The following is a 17,578-nucleotide window of genomic DNA, read 5'->3' as shown; positions in this document are numbered from 1 at the left end:
CTATTTCGCCCGCGTGTAGAGGAACGCCGTAATGTCGCGTGCGTCCTGCGCACCGACGTTGAGGTCAGGCATGGCCGTCCCCGGCGACACCTGCTGCGGATCGCGGATCCACTTCTCCATGTTGGCTGGATTATTGGCGAGACGCCCGCCGACGATCGCGCGCAGCCCGATCGTGTCGAGCGGCGGCCCGACCATGCCGGTCGCGTTGCGCACCGCGGTCATGTGATGGCAGCTGCCGCAGCCGTACTGGATGAACATCGCTTCGCCGCGCCGCGGGTCGCCGCCCGTCATCGTCGCTGCATGGGTACGAAGCCTGGTGCGCTGCTGCGCATACTCGCGAACGACTCCGATCAGGATCGCCGCAACGACGAGGATGGCGAGGAGGGCGAACGCTTTCTTAGTGGAGATTGAGCGCAACATGCTCGCCCTCCGAGGCCTTGAGCCATTTGTACGCGAGCACGAGCGCGGCGACGCCATGGAACAGCCCGCCCGGCACCCACATGATCAGCCCTGCAAGCCGCTGGTCGTCGACCGGGTCCAGCCCGAACGGCGCCATGCCCATGGCCGCGTAAGCCGAATACCAGGGACTGTCGGAGACGCTCATCAACGCGCCCAGAGCGCCGCCGATCAGCGACGTGGCGAACAGGCAGGCGGCGGACACGCCATAGCCGCTGGCTCGGCCGCGCGGGTGCAGCATCGCCCACCAAAAGAGGAGCGCGCTGACGACGAAGCTGGCGTGCTGGGCGATGTGCCAGCCGGTCCGCTGAAGGGCGAGGTTGAACAGCATCGGGGCGTGCCATCCCCACATGACGACGGCCTGGATCGCGGTTGCGGTCACCGGCTCCGTCAAGACTTTCCACGTGCGCTGGAGCGGCGACGTCCAATTGCCGCCGAGCGCCAGGCGCACTGAGCGAGGCAAGCCCCAGGCGAGCATCCCGCCCGCACTCGACATGGCAAGAAGCAGGGTCGCGACGAGCATGATCAGCTCATGTTCGATCATGTGCATGGTGAAGCTTCGCTCGCCCGCCTCGTGCAGCGGCGAGACAAGCGAGAGTGTCAAAACCAGCCAGCCGCTGAGGAAGTAGCCGACGCCCGCGGGCGGCTTGGATGCGCGCTTGGACAATCGCCGCCAACCGACCAGGTAGACGATCAGCGTGAGCGCGAGCGGCACCGTCAGCAGCGGGCTCCAAGTCCAGCCGAGGCCATGATCTTCGCGCGCATGCGCGAACGCCGGCGTCGCGATCGACGCCACCACAAGCGCGAAGATTGCCCTTATTGGAAGCATCGCGGGATCAGCATTGCGGCGATGAACGGCAGGATCACGGCCATCGCGAACAGGGCGCAGGCCATCAGCGACACGCTGGCGACGAGGTGGCGCGCCGGCCCTTCGTTCTTGCCGGCGTACACGCGCCATGAGCCGAATGCGCCGAGCGCGACCAGGATGAGTCCGACGACCGTCGCGATGATGACGACCAGCGGGCTTCCAACGGTGCAATCCTGGAAGGTGGCGTCGGCGCCGAGCTGGTGGGCGATGCCCGTCCCCAACGTCCCCAGTGCGAGGCCGGACCAGGGCATGAAACGGTCGCGGAAGGACTCCGTCTTCACAGCCGCGGCACCAGGTAGATCGTGGCGTAGATCGGCAGCCACATCAGCCACACGTAGCGCCAGTAAAGGCTGTTCTCGTCGACATCGACGAAGCGCCGCCCTTCGTAACCCTCGTCCGTGTTCATCAGGGCGGCGAGGACGATCGTGTCGATCCAGTCGGTGAGCAAGTGCGTCGTGTGGAGGAGCAGCAGCGCCCAGATGATCGAGCTGTACGCATCATCGGTCCAGCGGCAGTTGAGATTGTTGAACTCGAAGCCGCGGATGATCAGCAGCGCCGCGCCGATCGCGACCATGATCGGCATCCACAGCCGCACCGCCGGCGTGTCGTAGCGTTCCGCCGCTTTCTTGATGATCGTGTTTGGAATCTCGCTGAGCAGGATGCCGATCGTGAACAGGGTTCCGGGGATGAGGTCCGCGGCCTGGCGACCCTCCGGCGGCCATCCCTGCTCATGCCCCATGATCATGAAATAAGCAGCGAACGCGAGGGCGAAGAACATGCCCTCGATGACCATGAAGGCGATGATGCCCCACCAGGTGAGGCTGCTCGGCCCGAACTTGTGGGTCGGCAGCTCGGCGACATCCTGGGTGAAGCGCACGTCCCCCATCATGTGATCACCGGCTCCGGCTGGCGCTTGAGTTCTTTGGGCCAGAACCAGCAAATCAGGGCGATCGCGGCGGGGATAAGCCCGAAGGCGAGCGCCCAGGGGGAGAAGATCGAGCAGATGAAAACGATCGCCGTCGCGACGGCGGCGATGAACGGCCAGACACTCGGGTGCGGGACGGGTTCGCGCAGGTCCGGCGTTGCCGCGACGACCGTCGTGACCAGCAGCTCCTTGTCGTCCACGCGCAGGCCGGTGACGACGGGAAGCTCACCGGGCGAATCCCACAAGGGCGTGTTGCTCTCGACTGCAGGAATGTGCGGGAAGTTGTACGGGGGCGGCGGCGAACTGGTCGCCCATTCGAGCGTCGCGCCGTCCCAAGGGTTCGCGGTGGCGATCTTGCCGCGGTACAGCGACATGACTCCATTCACGACGAACATGACCACGGCCGCCGCGACCGCGAACGAACCAACCGTCGAGATGAGGTTGGGGATCTCGAGACCAAGTCCGGCAGGATAGGTGTACACGCGCCGCGGCATGCCGAGCATTCCCGCGATGTGCATCGGGAAGAATGCGACCTGGAAGCCGATGAACATCGTCCAGAAACCGATCTTGCCCAGCCTCTCGCTCATCATGCGACCGGTGATCTTCGGATACCAGTAAGTCAGCGCGCCGAGCAGCGGGAACACCGCGCCGCCGATCAGCACATAATGGAAATGGGCGACGACGAAGTAGGTATCGTGCAGCTGCAGGTCGATCGGCACGGCGGCCAGCATCACGCCGGTAAGCCCGCCGATGACGAAGGTGACGATGAAGCCGATGACGTAAAGCATCGGCACCGCGAAGCGTGGCCGCCCGTCCCACATCGTCGCAATCCAGCAGAAGATCTGGAGGCCCGTCGGGATGGCGACCGTCATGCTTGCAGCGGTGAAGAAGCTGTAACCGACCCGCGGGAGGCCGGTCGTGAACATGTGGTGGACCCATAGGCCGAACGACAGAATGCCGGTCGATACGAGCGCCAGCACGACGACCGAATGGCCGAAGATCGGGCGGCGGCAGAAGGTCTCGACGATCATGCTGACGAAGCCCGTCGCCGGAAGGAAGATGATGTAGACTTCCGGGTGGCCGAAGAACCAGAACAGGTGCTGCCACAACAGATTGTCGCCATGTTCGTAGGCGTTGAAGAAATGCGTGCCGATCAGCCGGTCCGACAGCAGCATGCCCGACGCAAGCGCGACGGACGGCATCGAAAAGATGATCATCACTGCGACGACCAGCATCGCCCAGGCGAACAGCGGCATGCGCGCGAGCGTCATGCCGGGGGCGCGAAGCTTCAGGATCGTGCTCGTCAGCACGACGGCTGCCGACAGTGCGGCGACTTCCGTGAAGGTCACCATCTGCGCCCAGATGTCGGCGCGTTTGCCGGGCGAATATTGCGGGCCTGAGAGCGGCGTGTAGGCGAACCACCCCATGTCCGGCGCGATGTTGAGAAGGAAGGCGCCCCAAAGCAGCAGCCCGCCAAACAGGTACATGAAGTAGCTGAAGGCGTTGAGACGCGGGAACGCGGAGTTGCGCGTCCCGACCATCAGCGGGATGAGGTAAAGTGCCACGCCTTCCATCACCGGCACGGCGAACAGGAACATCATCGTCGTGCCGTGCATGGTGAAGATCTGATTGTACCGGTCCGGGCCGATCAGCGCCGCGTCGGGTTGCGCAAGCTGCATGCGCATGGCCAGGGCAAGCACGCCGGCCAGCGCCAGGAACAGCAGCGCGGTGATGATGTAGCGGCGTCCGATCTCCTTGTGGTCGACGGTCGAGAGCCAACCGACGAAGCCGGGCGGCCGCCGCCACGTCGCTTCGAGGCGCATCGCAAGCTTCTCGCCGGTGAGCTTCGGGCCATCGCGTGCGATTTTCTTGCGCTGTTGCTCGAGTTGGCGGTTTTCGGCCTCGATGCGATCACGCTCCCCGGGAGCAGGCCGCCCCATCGCCCCTTCAGATTTGCCGGTCGCCCTGTCGGTCATTTGAGGCTCTCGAGATAAGCGACGACGCCGTGCAATTGCTTCGCCTCCATGCCGATGGTCGGCATCTTGTTGCCGGGCTTGAGCGACTGCGGGTCGGCGATCCAGCCATGGAGGTTCCCGCGGTTCATCGGCAGCGTGCCCGCCGCCAGGCTCCTGCGGCTGGCGATGTGCGTGAGGTCGGGCGCGATCTGGCCGCTCGCTGGCGTGCCACCGATATTGTGGCAAGCGCTGCACGGACCGCTGGTCACATATTGAAAGCCCGCGAGCTGTTCAGGCGTGCGCGGCGGCGCTGCCGGCTGCAGCTGCGCGTCCCACCATTTCACGAAATCGGCATACGGTTCGACGACCACCACCATCGCCATTTTGGCGTGTTGGACGCCGCAGAATTCCGCACATTGTCCGCGGTAGATGCCAGCTTTCGTCGGCGTGACCGTGATGTCGTTCTCACGTCCGGGGATGAGGTCCTGCTTGCCGCCGAGGCTAGGCACCCAGAAGCTGTGGATGACATCCGCGCTGTTGAGATAGATTCGCGTCGGAACGCCGACGGGCAGGTGAAGCTCATTTGCGGTGCGCAGCGTCTTTGAAGGCGTGTCGGACTTGTAGACGATGTCCCACCACCACTGATTGCCGGTGATCCTGATCGCCAGCTTCTCGTTAGTCGCAGCTTGAGCCATGGAGCGGTCGGCAACGAAGCTTGCAACGGCGAGGATGGCGAGGCCAATGCCGATCAGGGCGGCCCAGCCGGTGAGCGTCGCCGTGAGCGCCGGATGGCTGCGATGATGCCGGCCTGTCTCGACGACATTGAGGTCGCGGGTGCGGTTGCGGCGGATCATGGCCGCGATCATGAACCCCAGCACCAGCACATACATGACGGCGCAAACCGCGACGAAAATCCAGAACAGCGTCAAAAATTGCTGATCCTGGATCGACGCGCTGCCGAAGTCGGACTGGTAATTCTGGTACGAGCAGCCGGCGACGAGCAGCAGGAACATGGCTGCGGCCGAACGCGCGCGCACGCTCATTGTTTGGGGGCGTCCGAATTCTTGGTGTCGGGATGCGGCGTCAGCGTCTGCGGGGTGCCGGCGCTCATCCCTTCGGCCCGGCTCGACACGGCATCCTTGCTCGGCAAGCCGGACAGAGAGCGGACATAAGCCGAGATCTGATAGATCTGGTCTTCGGTGAGCTTGCCGCGCCACGCCGGCATGCCGTTCGGCCGACCTTCCGCAATCGTCGCCGCAATCTGGTCGATGCTGCTGCCATAGCGCCACTCATCGTCCATCAGCGGGGGGCCCATTCCGCCGCCGCCATGGCTGTGACAGCCGACGCAATTCATCTGTATGTAGAGCTGCTGCCCGCGGCCGATCGCGTTCGCATTGTTGTCGTAGACGGCAGCGCGGAAGTCCTTGCCCGGAGGCGCGCTGTTCCCGGGAAAGACCGTCGGGGGGCTGGCGCTCGCGGGGATGGTTTCACCGAAGGGCTTGGCGCGCGAATGATGCTCTTCGCGATCGCAGGCTGCAAGCAGCAGCCCGGCGGCGCCGGCGACGAGCAAGCTAGCGCGGAAGGGCAAAGACATAGAGCATGCCTCCCGCAGTCGTTTTCATCGGCAGGTCCTTCATCGCATTGGCGAAGCCGAGCGCTGCCGTCGGGTCCTTGGGATCGGTGTTGTTCGAGACGACCACGCCTGGCCATCCGCCGACGCCCGCGATGACCGCAATATATTGGCGACCGTCCGGCCCGCGGTAGCTGATCGGCTGGGCGATGATCCCGCTGCCCGCTTTGAAGCGCCAGACGAGCTTGCCGTTGCGGGCGTCGACCGCCTTGAACCAGCCGTCCATGGTTCCGTAGAAGATCAGCCCACCCGCGGTGGCCAGTGCGGGGCTCCACACCGGGAAGTCTTCCGGGATCTCCCACACCTTGCGCTGGCGAAGCGGATCCCAGGCCGTGAAGGCGCCGCGATTGCCGCCTGGCCCGGCATACATCTTCACGTCGGCGCCGACGTAGGGTGTGCCGGCGATATAGTTCGCCTGCATCGCGCCGAAGTCCATGCACAGGTTATTGTGCGGGATGTAGACGAGGCCCGTCACCGGGCTGAACGCGGCCGGATTCCAGTCCTTCAGCCCCGGCGCTGCCGGGCAGATGTCGCGCACGATGCGGCCGACCTTGGGGTCTTTTTCGTGGTTGGGGACGATCTTGCCGGTGCGAAGATCGACGCCCTTGTAGGCGTTCACATAGCCGAATGGCGCGGCGCTCAGCACCTGGCCGGTGCGCCGGTCGTGGACGTAGAAAAAGCCGTTGCGCGCGGGACGAAGCATAACGGGTCGTCGGCCGCCGTTCGCCGGGATGTCCGCAAGGATAATCTCGTTGATATCGTCGTGGTCGAACAAATCGTGCGGCGTCGTCTGGTAAAACCAGCGCGCCTTCCCCGTCTCGACATCACGGGCGAAAACGCCCGTTGTCCACTTGTTGTCGCCCGGCCGCTGCTCCGGGTTCCAGGGACCCGGGTTGCCGGTCCCGTAGAAGATTATCTTCGTTTCCGGATCGTAGCTGATCCAGCCCCAGACGGTGCCGCCGCCGATCTTCCACTGTTCGGGCGGCCACGACTTGACGCCTAGGTCCTTGCCGCGATCCATCGCGTAGAATGGCTTGAAGTCGCCGTCGATCAGGACGTCCTTGTCTGGGCCCGTGCTATAAGCTTTCCACGCGAGCTTGCCGCTCCCGGCATCGAGCGCCGCGAGCCAGCCGCGCACGCCCATTTCACCGCCGGAATTGCCGACCAGCACCTTGCCGCCCGCGACCAGCGGCGCCATGGTGATGGTCTCGCCGCGCTGGATGTTTCCGAGTTGCGTGCGCCACGCGAGCTGGCCGCTGTTCGCATCCACCGCGATCGTCTGGCCGTCGAGCGTGTTGAAGAAGATCTTGCCGGAATCGTAGACGGCGCCGCGGTTCACCACGTCGCAGCAGGCGACGCCCTGCGCCGCTGCCGCAGGCTTCGGCTTGAACACCCATTTCGTCGGGGCACCCGGCTTAGTCAGGTCGAGTGCGTAGAGATTATTCGGGTAGGGCGTGATGATATACATCGTCCCGTCGACGACCAACGGCGGCGCTTCGAACCCTTTGACGGTGCCGGTCGAGAAGGTGAACGCAAGGTTGAGATTACCGACGTTCGCGGGCGTGATTTGGTTTAGCGCCGAAAAGCGGGACGCCGCATAGTCCTTCGACGGCATGGTCCAATTGCCGTCGTCCTGCGGGAAAGCCGCCGCTGCGGGAGTCGCTCTTGGACCACCGGGCAGCGAGGCGTAAGCCTTCGCCCCCGTACCTTGATCGTCAGTCTTCCGGTCACATGCCGCAAGGCTCGCGCCCGCAAGCGCGAGAATAGCGACCGAAATGACTGCGCTTCCCTTTCGCAGCATCCAGCCCCCTTAATACGCAGCATCCTCGCATGATCTGAGAAGATGCTGCTGCACAATCCGCTGCAACGCGAATTGGTTCCGCGCGTGCAACAGATTTGTCACGAAGAGGATCGTAACAGCTGTTCCTACGGCTGTTTCTAACCTCGATCAGCATTGTGAACTGCCGTCTCGCTGGTCGGTTATCGCCTTGTCACTCAACGGGAGGAACAAGGATGGCAACGAGCAAAAGCGGCGGCTCCAAGCGCGGCTTCGCAGCGATGGATCCGGCCAAGCAGCGCGAGATCGCAAGCAAGGGCGGCAAGGCCAGTCACGGCGGCGGGCGCAAGAGCACGAAACGGTAAAGCGGGATCGGCAGCCGCTTGCCCCAATCGGCGGCTGCCGCAACGCAGCAGTCGGCACGGCGTTAGTTCGCTGTGTCCTACCGCAACGACATCGACACCAAACAAAGAAGCGGCGCCATGGCGGCCGTTGTGGCGCTGCATGCGGCGCTTGTGTTCGCGCTCCTGAACCTGTCGGGTCAGATGGATTTGCCGGGGGTGGACAGCGCCATTCGCACGTTCGACCTGACGCCGGACCCGCCACCCCCGCCACCACCGCCACCGCCGCCTCCGCCGCAGCAAGAGAAAGCCAGGCCCAAGCCGAAGGACGATCCGGGCGGATCGGCGCCCAACCTCAAGAGCGAGGCCACGCCGATCAAAAGGATCAAGCCGAGGGTCGTCGTGCCGCCAGTCCCGACAGTCGCGACCAGCGAGACGCCGCGCCAGGGTACGTCGCCGACGCAGGGGGCCGCCCCGGTCCCCGGTCCGGGGACCGGTACGGGCGGATCCGGCACTGGAACGGGCACCGGCAGCGGCAGCGGGTCCGGCGGGGGCGGCGACGGCGGCGTCGCGGTTGCGCCGCGGCTTGCATCGCCGGTGCTCCGAGGCCGCGACTTTCCAAGGACCATCCTCGACCAGTGGCCCGGCCGCCAGACCGTTTTCCTGCGCTTGAAGGTGGACGCGCGCGGATTCGTCAGCGAATGCACGGTAGACCGCGGGACCGGCGTTGCGGCGATCGATTCGACGCTCTGCAACATCGCGCACGACCGGCTTCGCTTCCGTCCCGCGCTGAACCGGCGCGGGCAGGCGGTTGCGGGATGGTTCGGATATGCGCAACCAGCCCCGCGATAATTAAGAAGGACTCACATGATCGAAGCAGAATGGTGGGAATATGATTCCCTCGACGAGCTGTCCGACGCCGTCGCCGGCGATGTCGGGTTCATCATCGAGAGCGCGATCGACGCGCGCGACGCGTCGCTGGTCGCAGTGCCCGGCGGAAAGACCGGACCGGCCATTTTCGCCAAGCTCGCCGCCGCCAAGCTGCCGTGGAAGAAGGTCGCGATCGTTCCCACCGACGACCGGATCGTGCCCGTCGATAGCGAGCTGTCGAATGTGCGCGAGATTGCCCGGGCTTTCCTGCCGCTCGGCGCGCGCGTCATCCCCCTAACCGGTGGAGCCGCGGAAGATTACCAGATGGCGGGGAATGCGGCGGATGCGCGTCTGCAGGACCTCCCGTGGCCGCCGGACCTCGTCTGGCTCGGCATGGGCAAGGACGGGCACACAGCGTCGATCTTCGCCGGGCCGGATCTCCAGGCCGCGCTCGAAGCGCCCAAGGCGCGACGTGCCGTGGGGGTCATGCCGGACCCGATGCCGGCAGAAGCGGAGGTTGCCCGGGTGACGTTGACGCGCGCGTCGATCCTGTCGGCGCGCACCGTGCTGATCACCATCACCGGCCAGGACAAGCGCGACATCCTTGAGCAGGCGATCGCCGACGGCCACAGCTCCAAGCTGCCGATCGGCCGCGTCCTGGCCGAGGCGGAGCAGCCGATCGACATTCACTGGTGCCCCTAAGCGGCTAGATGTCCTCGAGGCGCCTGCCCGCCGTTTCTTTGAGGAAGAACAGCGAGACGAAGACCGAAATGGCGGTGAAGATCACGGCGTACCAAAGGCCCTGATAGATATCGCCGGTGATCGCCACCAGCGCGAAGCTGGTGACCGGCAAGAATCCGCCGACCCAGCCGGTGCCGACATGGTAAGGCAGCGACATTGCCGTGTAGCGGATGCGCGTCGGGAACATTTCAACGAGCGCGGCGGCTTGCGGCCCGTAGAGTGCCGTCGCCGCGACGACGAACAGCAGCAGGATCGCGGTGAGCATGATGAGCTCGCCAGTGGATGGATGAGCGCTCGCCGGATAGCCGGCCGCGGTGAGCTCGGCCTTGACCGTCTCGCCGGTCGCGCTCTTGAGCGACTTGAGCTCCGCCCCAGACAGCCCTTCACCGCCCGTAATCGGCACGGTTTCGGTACCGACGATCACATACGTCCGGCCATTGCCTGACCGACGGGTCTCGAACGAGATGCCCCTGGTGATCAGGGTGCTCTTCGCGATGTCGCAGGCACTGACGAACTTTGCCGTGCCCACCGGATCGAACTGCGCGGAGCAGGTGGACGGGTCGGTTGCGACGAAAATCGGTGTCGCTTCCTGGGCGGCGACGAGTTGCGGATTGGCAGTGCCCGCGATCCAGTAGGAACCCGGGAAATAGAGCGCGAGGGCGAGCAGCATGCCGCCGAGCATGACAGGCTTCCGTCCAACGCGGTCGCTCAGCCAGCCGAAGAAAACATAGAGCGGCGCACTGACGAGCGTCATGACGATCAGCAGCATGTCCTTCGTCGCGGCGGGCAGGCCGAGGGACCGTTCGAGGAACACCTGCAGGTAGAAGAAAGTGAAGTACCAGACGGCACCTTGCGCGCACATGATGCCGAAGAAGGCGATGAGCACGCGCTTGACGTTGCTCCAGCGCCCGAAGGATTCGCGCAGCGGCTGGCGGACGACCTCGCCTTCTTCCTGAAGCTTCTTGAACTGCGGGCTCTCGGCGAGCTTCGCGCGCATCCAAACCGAGACGGCGAGGAGCACGGCCGATACCAGGAACGGGATGCGCCAGCCCCAGCTTGCGAACGCGTCTTCGCCGACCGCGGTACGCGTCACGACGATGACGAGCAGCGCTGCAAGGAGGCCGAATGAGGCCGACGATTGAATCCACCCAGTCGACGCGCCGCGCTTGTCGTCGGGCGCATGCTCGGCGACATAGATCGCCGCGCCGCCATATTCGCCGCCAAGCGCGATCCCCTGGAGGATGCGCAAGACGATGAGGAGGGCCGCGGCGAGCGTGCCCGCCTGCGCATAGGTCGGCAGCAGCCCGATCAGGAAAGTCGCGCCGCCCATGAGGCTGACAGTGATCAGGAAGGCGCCCTTGCGCCCGAGCCGGTCGCCAACGACCCCGAAGATCAGCGCTCCGAGCGGCCGGAACGCGAAGCCGGCCGCGAACAGCGCAAGCGCGGCGACCAGCGCCGGCGTGGGGTCGAGGCCTGCGAAGAACACCTTGGAGATGACAGGCGCCAGGCTGCCGAAGATGAAAAAGTCATACCATTCGAACGCCGTGCCCGCCGACGACGCGACAACCACGCGCATCATCGACCACGGCTTGCGCTCTTCAGCTTCGGCTACGCTTGCCATTCCCACTCCCCCTAGTGGTGCGAGGGATAGCGGCTCCGTTTGATCAGTCCAGCTTGCGGATGACTTCCTCTAGCCGGGCAACGGTGACGCCGAAGCGCCTGACCCGCATGTGGTTGTGGACTTCGCCAGGTCCGGCAGGTTCGAGCAGCTGGTCGAAGTTGAGATGATTGGGCGCGGTATAGCGGATGCGCACGCCTTGCTTGACCAGGTCGACGCGAACGGGTCCCGCGGCGTCGGTCAGCGTTCCTTCGAAGCGGTTCGGCGCGACCTGGCGAAGGCGCCAGAACCTCGTGCGCGGCTTCTTGCCGGCTTCCTTGATCAGCTGCCGCAGCACCAGCGTGCCGTCCTTTTGCTCGACGCCTTCGCTTTCGACCTGGATACGCTTCGGCTTCTGGAAGAGCACCTTGAGCGTGCCATCGCCGCGCGTGCGGCCGCGGAAGAAGTCGATCGGGTTGAACGCAAACTGTGCCGCGTCCGATGTCGCCACAGCCGCCGCAACGAGAACGGCGATCATTGGCGGCCCGCAAGCAGGAAGTCGACGATCGTCGGATCCGCCAGAGTCGAGGTGTCGCCGAAGCCGTCGCTGGCACCTTCGGCGATCTTGCGCAGGATGCGGCGCATGATCTTGCCCGAACGGGTCTTGGGAAGCGCGGTCGCGAAGTGGATCTTCTCCGGCGCGGCCAGTGCACCGATATCCTTGCGGACGGCCTGGTTGAGTTCCGCGCGCAACGCGTCGTCACCATCTTCCCCGGCGTTGAGCGTTACATAAGCGTAGATCGCCTGGCCCTTGATGTCGTGCGGAAAGGGAACGACCGCCGCTTCCGCGACCTTCGGGTGAGCGACAAGGGCGCTTTCGACCTCCGCAGTGCCGATCCGATGGCCCGACACATTGATGACATCGTCGACGCGGCCGGTGATCCAATAATAGCCATCCTCGTCCCGCCGGCAGCCGTCGCCGGTGAAGTACAGTCCGGGATAGGTCTTGAAGTAGGTCTCGAAGAAGCGGGCGTGATCGCCCCAGACGGTGCGCATCTGCCCGGGCCATGAGGTCGCGAGGCACAGATTGCCGCTGGTCGCGCCTTCCAGGATGTTGTGTTCCGCGTCGAGGAGGAGCGGCTTGATGCCGGGAACCGGCTTGGTCGCGGAGCCGGGCTTCATGTCGACCGCGCCAGGAAAGGGCGACATCAGGATGCCGCCGGTTTCCGTCTGCCACCAGGTGTCGACGACCGGGCAGCGGCCGTCGCCGACGACGCGCCAATACCATTCCCAGGCTTCGGGGTTGATCGGTTCGCCGACCGTTCCGAGCAGGCGCAGCGACTTGCGGCTGTGCGCCTTCACCGGCGCTTCGCCTTCCCGCATCAGCGCGCGGATCGCCGTCGGCGCCGTGTAGAAGATGGTGACGCCGAGCCTGTCGACCGTCTCCCAGAAGCGGCCGAAGTCGGGATAGTTCGGGACGCCATCGAACATCACCGTCGTCGCGCGGTTCGCGAGCGGGCCGTAGACGACATACGAATGGCCGGTGATCCAGCCGACGTCGGCAGTGCACCAGAAGATGTCGTCGTCGCGATAGTCGAAGATCCAGTCGAAGGTCGTCGCCGCCCAGACTGCGTAGCCGCCGGTCGTGTGCACAACGCCCTTGGGCTTTCCCGTGGAGCCCGACGTGTAGAGGATGAACAACGGGTCTTCCGCGTTCATCGCCTCCGGCTCGCATTCTATGCCGAGACTGTTGCGGACGTCCGAATAGAGGACGTCGCGGCCATCCTTCAGCGGCACGTCGCCTCCGGTGCGCGTGACGACGATCACAGTGCCGACGTCGCGCGGCTCGAGCGCCTGGTCGACATTGCGCTTGAGCGGGATGCGCTTGCCGCCGCGAACGCCTTCGTCGGCGGTGATCACGGCAACCGCGTCGCAGTCGACGATGCGGCCGTGCAGGCTTTCCGGCGAGAAGCCGCCGAACACCACCGAATGGACCGCGCCGATCCGCGCGCAGGCGAGCATCGCCGCCGCGGCTTCCGGGATCATCGGCATGTAGATCATGACGCGGTCGCCGCGCCGAACGCTGCGCTGCTTCAGCAGGTTGGCGAAACGACAGGTCTCTTCGTAGAGCTGGCGATAGGTCCAGCGGTGACCTGTGTCGGGTTCGTCGGCTTCGAAAATGATGGCGGTGCGGTCGCCATGTTCGGCAAGGTGCCGGTCGAGGCAATTTATGGACAGGTTGAGCTGCCCGTCCTCAAACCAGCGGATGCGGAAATCGTCCTCGGCGAACGACCAGTCGCCGGCCCGCGTCGGAAATTTGTCCCAGGTCAGCCGCTGCGCCTGGTCGAGCCAGAAGCGATCCGGATCGCTGTCCGCCTGCCTGTGCAGCTCGGCGAGTTGTTGAGGACCGATGCGGGCGTTGAAGTCCGAAGGAACTAGATGCACCGCTTCAGCCATCGACTACTCCCTGGTGGCCCTTTCCAGAACGCGCCGCGCCTGAACGAGATGCGGGCGGTCGACCATCTTGCCTCCGACCGACAACACGCCCGCTTCCGGATGCGCCTCGAAGGCGGCGACCACCTGTTCGGCGTGCGACACTTCGTCGGCCGACGGCGTGAAGGCGGCGTTGATCACGGCCACTTGCGCCGGGTGGATCGCGAGCTTGCCGGTGAAGCCTTCGCGGCGGGCAGCCTCGGCTTCCAAACGCAAGCCCTCTTCATCGCGGAAGTCGGCATAGACGCCGTCGACCGGCTGCACGCCCGCAGCAACGGCGCCAGCAAGGCATAGCGACCGCGCCAGCTTATAGGTGAAGCTGAGCTCGCCATCGGCATCCGTCTTCGCCGACGCGCCGATCGCCGCGGAGAGGTCCTCGGCACCCCAGCTCATGGCGGCCAAGGGCGACTTGGGATCGCGATAGGACAAAAGGCCGAACAGGCTGGCTGGCGTTTCGGTGACGATCGCGTGGACCGGGATGTTGCCGGTGCGGTGGGCGAGCTCGATGACGTCGGCGCCGCTCTCCGCCTTGGGCAGGACGATGCCGTGAATGTCGGCCTTGCCGATCAGCTCCAGATCGTCCTTCAGATAGTCGGACGCGAGCGGGTTGATGCGCATCCACCACTGCGGACCGCCGGAGCGCTTCGGAAGCCCCTTCAAAATATCACGCGCGGCGGCCTTCTGCGCCGGCGCGACGCTGTCCTCGAGGTCGAAAATGAGCGCATCGGCCTCGCTTTCCAGCGCCTTCAAGATCTTCTTCTCGCTGTCCGCCGGCACGAACAGCCAGCTGCGCGGCTCAGCCATTGCTGCTGCCGTGCAGTAGCGCGGAACGCTTCATCGTGCAGACCGTCTCGCCGCGCTGGTTGATGGCGCGATGCTCCCAAGTGACGATGCCCGCACCCGGCCGTGAATTGCTCGCGCGAGTGGCGACGCATTCACTCTCGATCCGCAGTGTGTCGCCGAGGAACACCGGCTTCGGGAATTTCACTTCGTCGAAGCCGAGGTTGGCGATCAGCGTGCCGAGCGTCGTCTCCGCAACCGAGACGCCGACCACCAGGCTGAAGGTGAAGCAGCTGTTGACGAGGATCTGCCCGAACTCGCTGCCCTTTGCCGCTTCGGCATCGAGGTGCAGCGGCTGCGGGTTGTGCGTGAGCGTCGAGAACAGGAGGTTGTCGGTCTCGGTCACCGTGCGGGTGATCGGGTGAGCGATCGTCTCGCCAACCTGCCACTGATCAAAAAAGCGTCCCGGCATGCTTTGCGTCCTAGGCAGGGAGCAGAAGCTCGGCAACGCCTTGCGTGATTGCGTCGCCGTCGAGGCGGTATGCCGCGTAGAGGTCGGCGAGGCTGCCGGTCTGGCCGAACTTCTCGACGCCAAGCGGCGCGACACGCTGGCCGAGTACGCCGCCGAGCCACGACAATGAGGCGGGCGCCGCATCGGCGATGGTGACGAGGCCGGCAGTCGGTGAGAGGCGCGAGAGGAGCTGTTCGGCATGGCTCGCCTCGCGTGCCCCGCTCCAGCGCTTCGCCTGCGCGGCGGTCCAGCCGCGGTGGAGCAGGTCGGGCGAGGTGACGGCGAGCAGGCCGAGTCCGGGCACGTCGTCCTTGAGTTCGTCCCAGGCGGCAAGTGCTTCGGGCAACACCGCGCCCATGGCGACGATCGCCGCTTCGGCACCGGCGGCGGGTTCGCGCAGCCAATAGCCGCCGGCGAGCGCGCCTGCGCGCCATTCGTCTCCGATGCGCGCTACCTGGGTGATGCTTCGCGTCGACAGGCGCAAATAGGTGCTTTCGCCGTCGGGGTCGTCGATCAGCCGGAAGGCCTCTTCCATCATCGCGGCAAGCTCGTCGGCGAAAGCCGGTTCGTAGTGCCTCAGGCCCGGCTGCCCGAGCGCGATCAGCGGCGGGTTGATCGACTGGTGGGCACCGCCTTCCGGGCCAAGGGTGACGCCGCTCGGCGTTGCGACGAGCAGGAAGCGCGCGTCCTGGTAGCAGGCGTAGTTGAGGCTATCGAGGCCGCGCGCAATGAATGGATCGTAGAGCGTGCCGACCGGGAACAGGCGCGTCCCGAACAATTCTCCGGACAGGCCCGCCGCCGCCAGCATCAGGAACAGGTTGGATTCCGCGATGCCCAGTTCGATGTGCTGTCCCTGGTTGGTCGCGCCCCATTTCTGCGCGGAAGCGATCTTCGCCTTGGCGAACACGTCCGGCATGTCGGCGCGGCGGAAGAGGCCGCGCTGGTTCACCCAGGCGCCGAGGTTGGTCGATACGGTCACGTCCGGTGAAGTGGTGACGATCCGGTCGGCGAGGTCGCCGCCCGCCTTCGACAGGTCGAGCATGATGCGGCCGAACGCGGCCTGGGTCGACTGCTCCTCACCCGATGGAGCGGCGAGCGCCGGCACCTTCACGCTGCCGAACGAGCGACCACGCTTTTCCCGCGCCACCCGGCTGCGCTCGATCAGCGCTTCGACGCCGGGCAGCGCATTGTCGCCAATGCCTTCGAGCGGCTCCCACTCCCGTCCCTCGCGCACACCCATGCTCTCGCGCAGCGCCGCTGTCTGCGTCGGGTTCATCAGCCCCGCGTGATTGTCCTTATGGCCGGCGAACGGCAGGCCGAAGCCCTTGATCGTCCAGGCAATGAAGAAGGTCGGCACATCGTCCTGCGCGGCATCGAAAGCCTCGACCAAGGTCTCCATACAATGGCCGCCAAGGTCGGTGAACAGCCGCCCAAGCGCCTCGTCGTCATATTGCTCAAGGAACGGCGCGGCCTTCTTGCCGACCTCCGCCTCGATGCGCGTCCGCCATGCGGCGCCGCCTTGGTAGTGGAGCCCGGACAGGTCGGCATTCGACAGCTGCTCGAACCAGCTTTTCAGCGCGGTATTGCCGTCCAGAGCGGCCTTGAGCGTCTTGCCGTAGCGAAGCTCGACGACGCGCCAGCCGCAGCTTTTGAAGATCTCGTCGAAGCGCTCGAACATGCGGTCGGCGCTGGTCGCATCGAGGCTCTGGCGGTTGTAATCGACGATCCACCAGAGGTTGCGGACGTCATGCTTCGCGCCCTCGATAATGGCTTCGTAGATATTGCCTTCGTCGAGTTCGGCATCGCCCATCAGCGCGACGAACCGGCCCCGGCCCTGCTCCTCGAGCGAGCCGCGGGCCGAGAGGTAATCCTGCACGAGGCTCGCGAACAACGTGATCGCGACGCCGAGGCCGACCGAGCCGGTCGAGAAGTCGACGGGGATGCGGTCCTTGGTGCGGCTGGGGTAGCTCTGCGCGCCGCCGAAGCCGCGGAAATTCTCGAGCGCCTGGCGCGATTGCGAACCGAGCAGATAGTGAATGGCGTGGAGCACCGGTCCGGCATGCGGCTTGACCGCGACCCGGTCGTTCGGGCCGAGCGCGTGGAAATAAAGCGCGGCCATGATCGCCGTCATGGAGGCGCAGCTCGCCTGGTGTCCGCCGACCTTCAGGCCATCGGCACTCTCGCGGATGTGATTGGCGTGGTGGATGGTCCAGGCGGAGAGCCAGCGCAGCCGCTCCTCGACTGTCTTCAGCGCTTCAATGTCGGTCGTGACGGGCTTCAGCACAAGCAAACTCCGTTCGGCCGGCGCTTGTCGGAGCCCTGCCGTTCGCTTTGCGCCGTAGAGAAGAATCCAGCGCTTGGACAAGCTTCAGCGCGTCCTCACCGGCGCGCTGGCGAGCGCCTCCTGACACAATTGAAACAATATTCTTCAGGCAGCGACACGCGGGGGCAGCATCGGCAGCCCAGAAGGGCATGGTTCGCCCCAATGGAGAATGAGCATGTCTGGTTTCGCCCTCCCGCCCAAGGTCTACCGCGTCATGATCGTGACGACGGCGCTGACCTTTGCGACGCTGCGGACCGGCTACGAGCTGTTCTTCTCTCACCAGTTGTTCGGATGATGGCTAGTCTCGCCCC

General features: G+C 65.3%; 17 protein-coding genes. 3 read left to right on the top strand and 14 right to left on the bottom strand.

The window, feature by feature from the left end:
- From VIL42_06220 to VIL42_06185, 8 genes are read right to left on the bottom strand one after another with little or no spacing between them, the layout of a single operon-like run.
- Entirely contained in the window at positions 1-420 is a 420-nt protein-coding gene (locus tag VIL42_06220) for a c-type cytochrome (protein ID HEY8592446.1), read from the bottom strand.
- On the bottom strand, positions 398-1,285 hold the full coding sequence (locus VIL42_06215) for a cytochrome c oxidase assembly protein (protein ID HEY8592445.1): 888 nt from the start codon (positions 1,283-1,285) through the stop codon (positions 398-400). The genes VIL42_06220 and VIL42_06215 overlap by 23 nt, the downstream gene beginning before the upstream one ends.
- Positions 1,273-1,605 (bottom strand): hypothetical protein, encoded by a 333-nt coding sequence (locus tag VIL42_06210; GenBank protein ID HEY8592444.1) that lies wholly within the window; start codon positions 1,603-1,605, stop codon positions 1,273-1,275. Before VIL42_06210 ends, VIL42_06215 begins: the two co-directional genes overlap by 13 nt.
- On the bottom strand, positions 1,602-2,213 hold the full coding sequence (locus tag VIL42_06205) for a cytochrome c oxidase subunit 3 (protein HEY8592443.1): 612 nt from the start codon (positions 2,211-2,213) through the stop codon (positions 1,602-1,604). The genes VIL42_06210 and VIL42_06205 overlap by 4 nt, the downstream gene beginning before the upstream one ends.
- Positions 2,210-4,225: a cytochrome c oxidase subunit I gene (gene ctaD, locus VIL42_06200; protein HEY8592442.1), complete on the bottom strand. Its 2,016-nt coding sequence runs from the start codon at positions 4,223-4,225 to the stop codon at positions 2,210-2,212. Before ctaD ends, VIL42_06205 begins: the two co-directional genes overlap by 4 nt.
- Entirely contained in the window at positions 4,222-5,241 is a 1,020-nt protein-coding gene (gene coxB / locus VIL42_06195; GenBank protein ID HEY8592441.1) for a cytochrome c oxidase subunit II, read from the bottom strand. The genes ctaD and coxB overlap by 4 nt, the downstream gene beginning before the upstream one ends.
- Positions 5,242-5,243: 2 nt before the next feature.
- The gene (locus VIL42_06190; protein ID HEY8592440.1) at positions 5,244-5,798 is read right to left on the bottom strand and encodes a c-type cytochrome; all 555 of its coding nucleotides are present in this window, start codon (positions 5,796-5,798) and stop codon (positions 5,244-5,246) included.
- A complete protein-coding gene (locus VIL42_06185; GenBank protein ID HEY8592439.1) occupies positions 5,776-7,635 on the bottom strand; it encodes a PQQ-dependent dehydrogenase, methanol/ethanol family in 1,860 nt (619 codons plus the stop codon). Before VIL42_06185 ends, VIL42_06190 begins: the two co-directional genes overlap by 23 nt.
- Before the next feature lie 212 nt (positions 7,636-7,847).
- Between VIL42_06185 and VIL42_06180 the strand changes: the two genes are divergently transcribed.
- The 3 genes from VIL42_06180 to pgl all read left to right on the top strand — a co-directional run bounded on the left by VIL42_06180 (position 7,848) and on the right by pgl (position 9,524).
- Entirely contained in the window at positions 7,848-7,976 is a 129-nt protein-coding gene (locus VIL42_06180; protein HEY8592438.1) for a KGG domain-containing protein, read from the top strand.
- A 117-nt stretch (positions 7,977-8,093) separates the two neighbouring features.
- Positions 8,094-8,804, top strand: a complete 711-nt coding sequence (locus VIL42_06175) for an energy transducer TonB (protein HEY8592437.1) — start codon at positions 8,094-8,096, stop codon at positions 8,802-8,804.
- A gap of 15 nt (positions 8,805-8,819) precedes the next feature.
- Positions 8,820-9,524, top strand: coding sequence for a 6-phosphogluconolactonase (pgl, locus tag VIL42_06170; protein ID HEY8592436.1), 705 nt, complete (start codon positions 8,820-8,822; stop codon positions 9,522-9,524).
- 4 nt (positions 9,525-9,528) lie between these two features.
- On the opposite strand, the gene VIL42_06165 is transcribed toward pgl, so the two are convergent.
- Genes VIL42_06165 through VIL42_06140 form a run of 6 tightly spaced genes read right to left on the bottom strand, consistent with a single transcriptional unit; the run spans position 9,529 to position 17,228 of the window.
- Positions 9,529-11,184, bottom strand: coding sequence for an MFS transporter (locus tag VIL42_06165; GenBank protein HEY8592435.1), 1,656 nt, complete (start codon positions 11,182-11,184; stop codon positions 9,529-9,531).
- 43 nt (positions 11,185-11,227) lie between these two features.
- Positions 11,228-11,698, bottom strand: a complete 471-nt coding sequence (locus VIL42_06160) for a DUF3833 family protein (GenBank protein HEY8592434.1) — start codon at positions 11,696-11,698, stop codon at positions 11,228-11,230.
- Entirely contained in the window at positions 11,695-13,617 is a 1,923-nt protein-coding gene (gene acs / locus VIL42_06155; protein ID HEY8592433.1) for an acetate--CoA ligase, read from the bottom strand. The genes VIL42_06160 and acs overlap by 4 nt, the downstream gene beginning before the upstream one ends.
- A gap of 3 nt (positions 13,618-13,620) precedes the next feature.
- Positions 13,621-14,457 (bottom strand): CoA ester lyase, encoded by an 837-nt coding sequence (locus tag VIL42_06150; GenBank protein HEY8592432.1) that lies wholly within the window; start codon positions 14,455-14,457, stop codon positions 13,621-13,623.
- Positions 14,450-14,905 (bottom strand): MaoC family dehydratase, encoded by a 456-nt coding sequence (locus VIL42_06145; GenBank protein ID HEY8592431.1) that lies wholly within the window; start codon positions 14,903-14,905, stop codon positions 14,450-14,452. The genes VIL42_06150 and VIL42_06145 overlap by 8 nt, the downstream gene beginning before the upstream one ends.
- Before the next feature lie 10 nt (positions 14,906-14,915).
- Positions 14,916-17,228 (bottom strand): transketolase, encoded by a 2,313-nt coding sequence (locus VIL42_06140; GenBank protein HEY8592430.1) that lies wholly within the window; start codon positions 17,226-17,228, stop codon positions 14,916-14,918.
- Between the last annotated feature and the right edge of the window lie 350 nt (positions 17,229-17,578).

This window comes from Sphingomicrobium sp., from assembly GCA_036563485.1.
Lineage (GTDB): Bacteria > Pseudomonadota > Alphaproteobacteria > Sphingomonadales > Sphingomonadaceae > Sphingomicrobium.
Note: the sequence above shows the minus strand (reverse complement) of the source record. Positions and strands in the feature narration are given on the sequence as shown.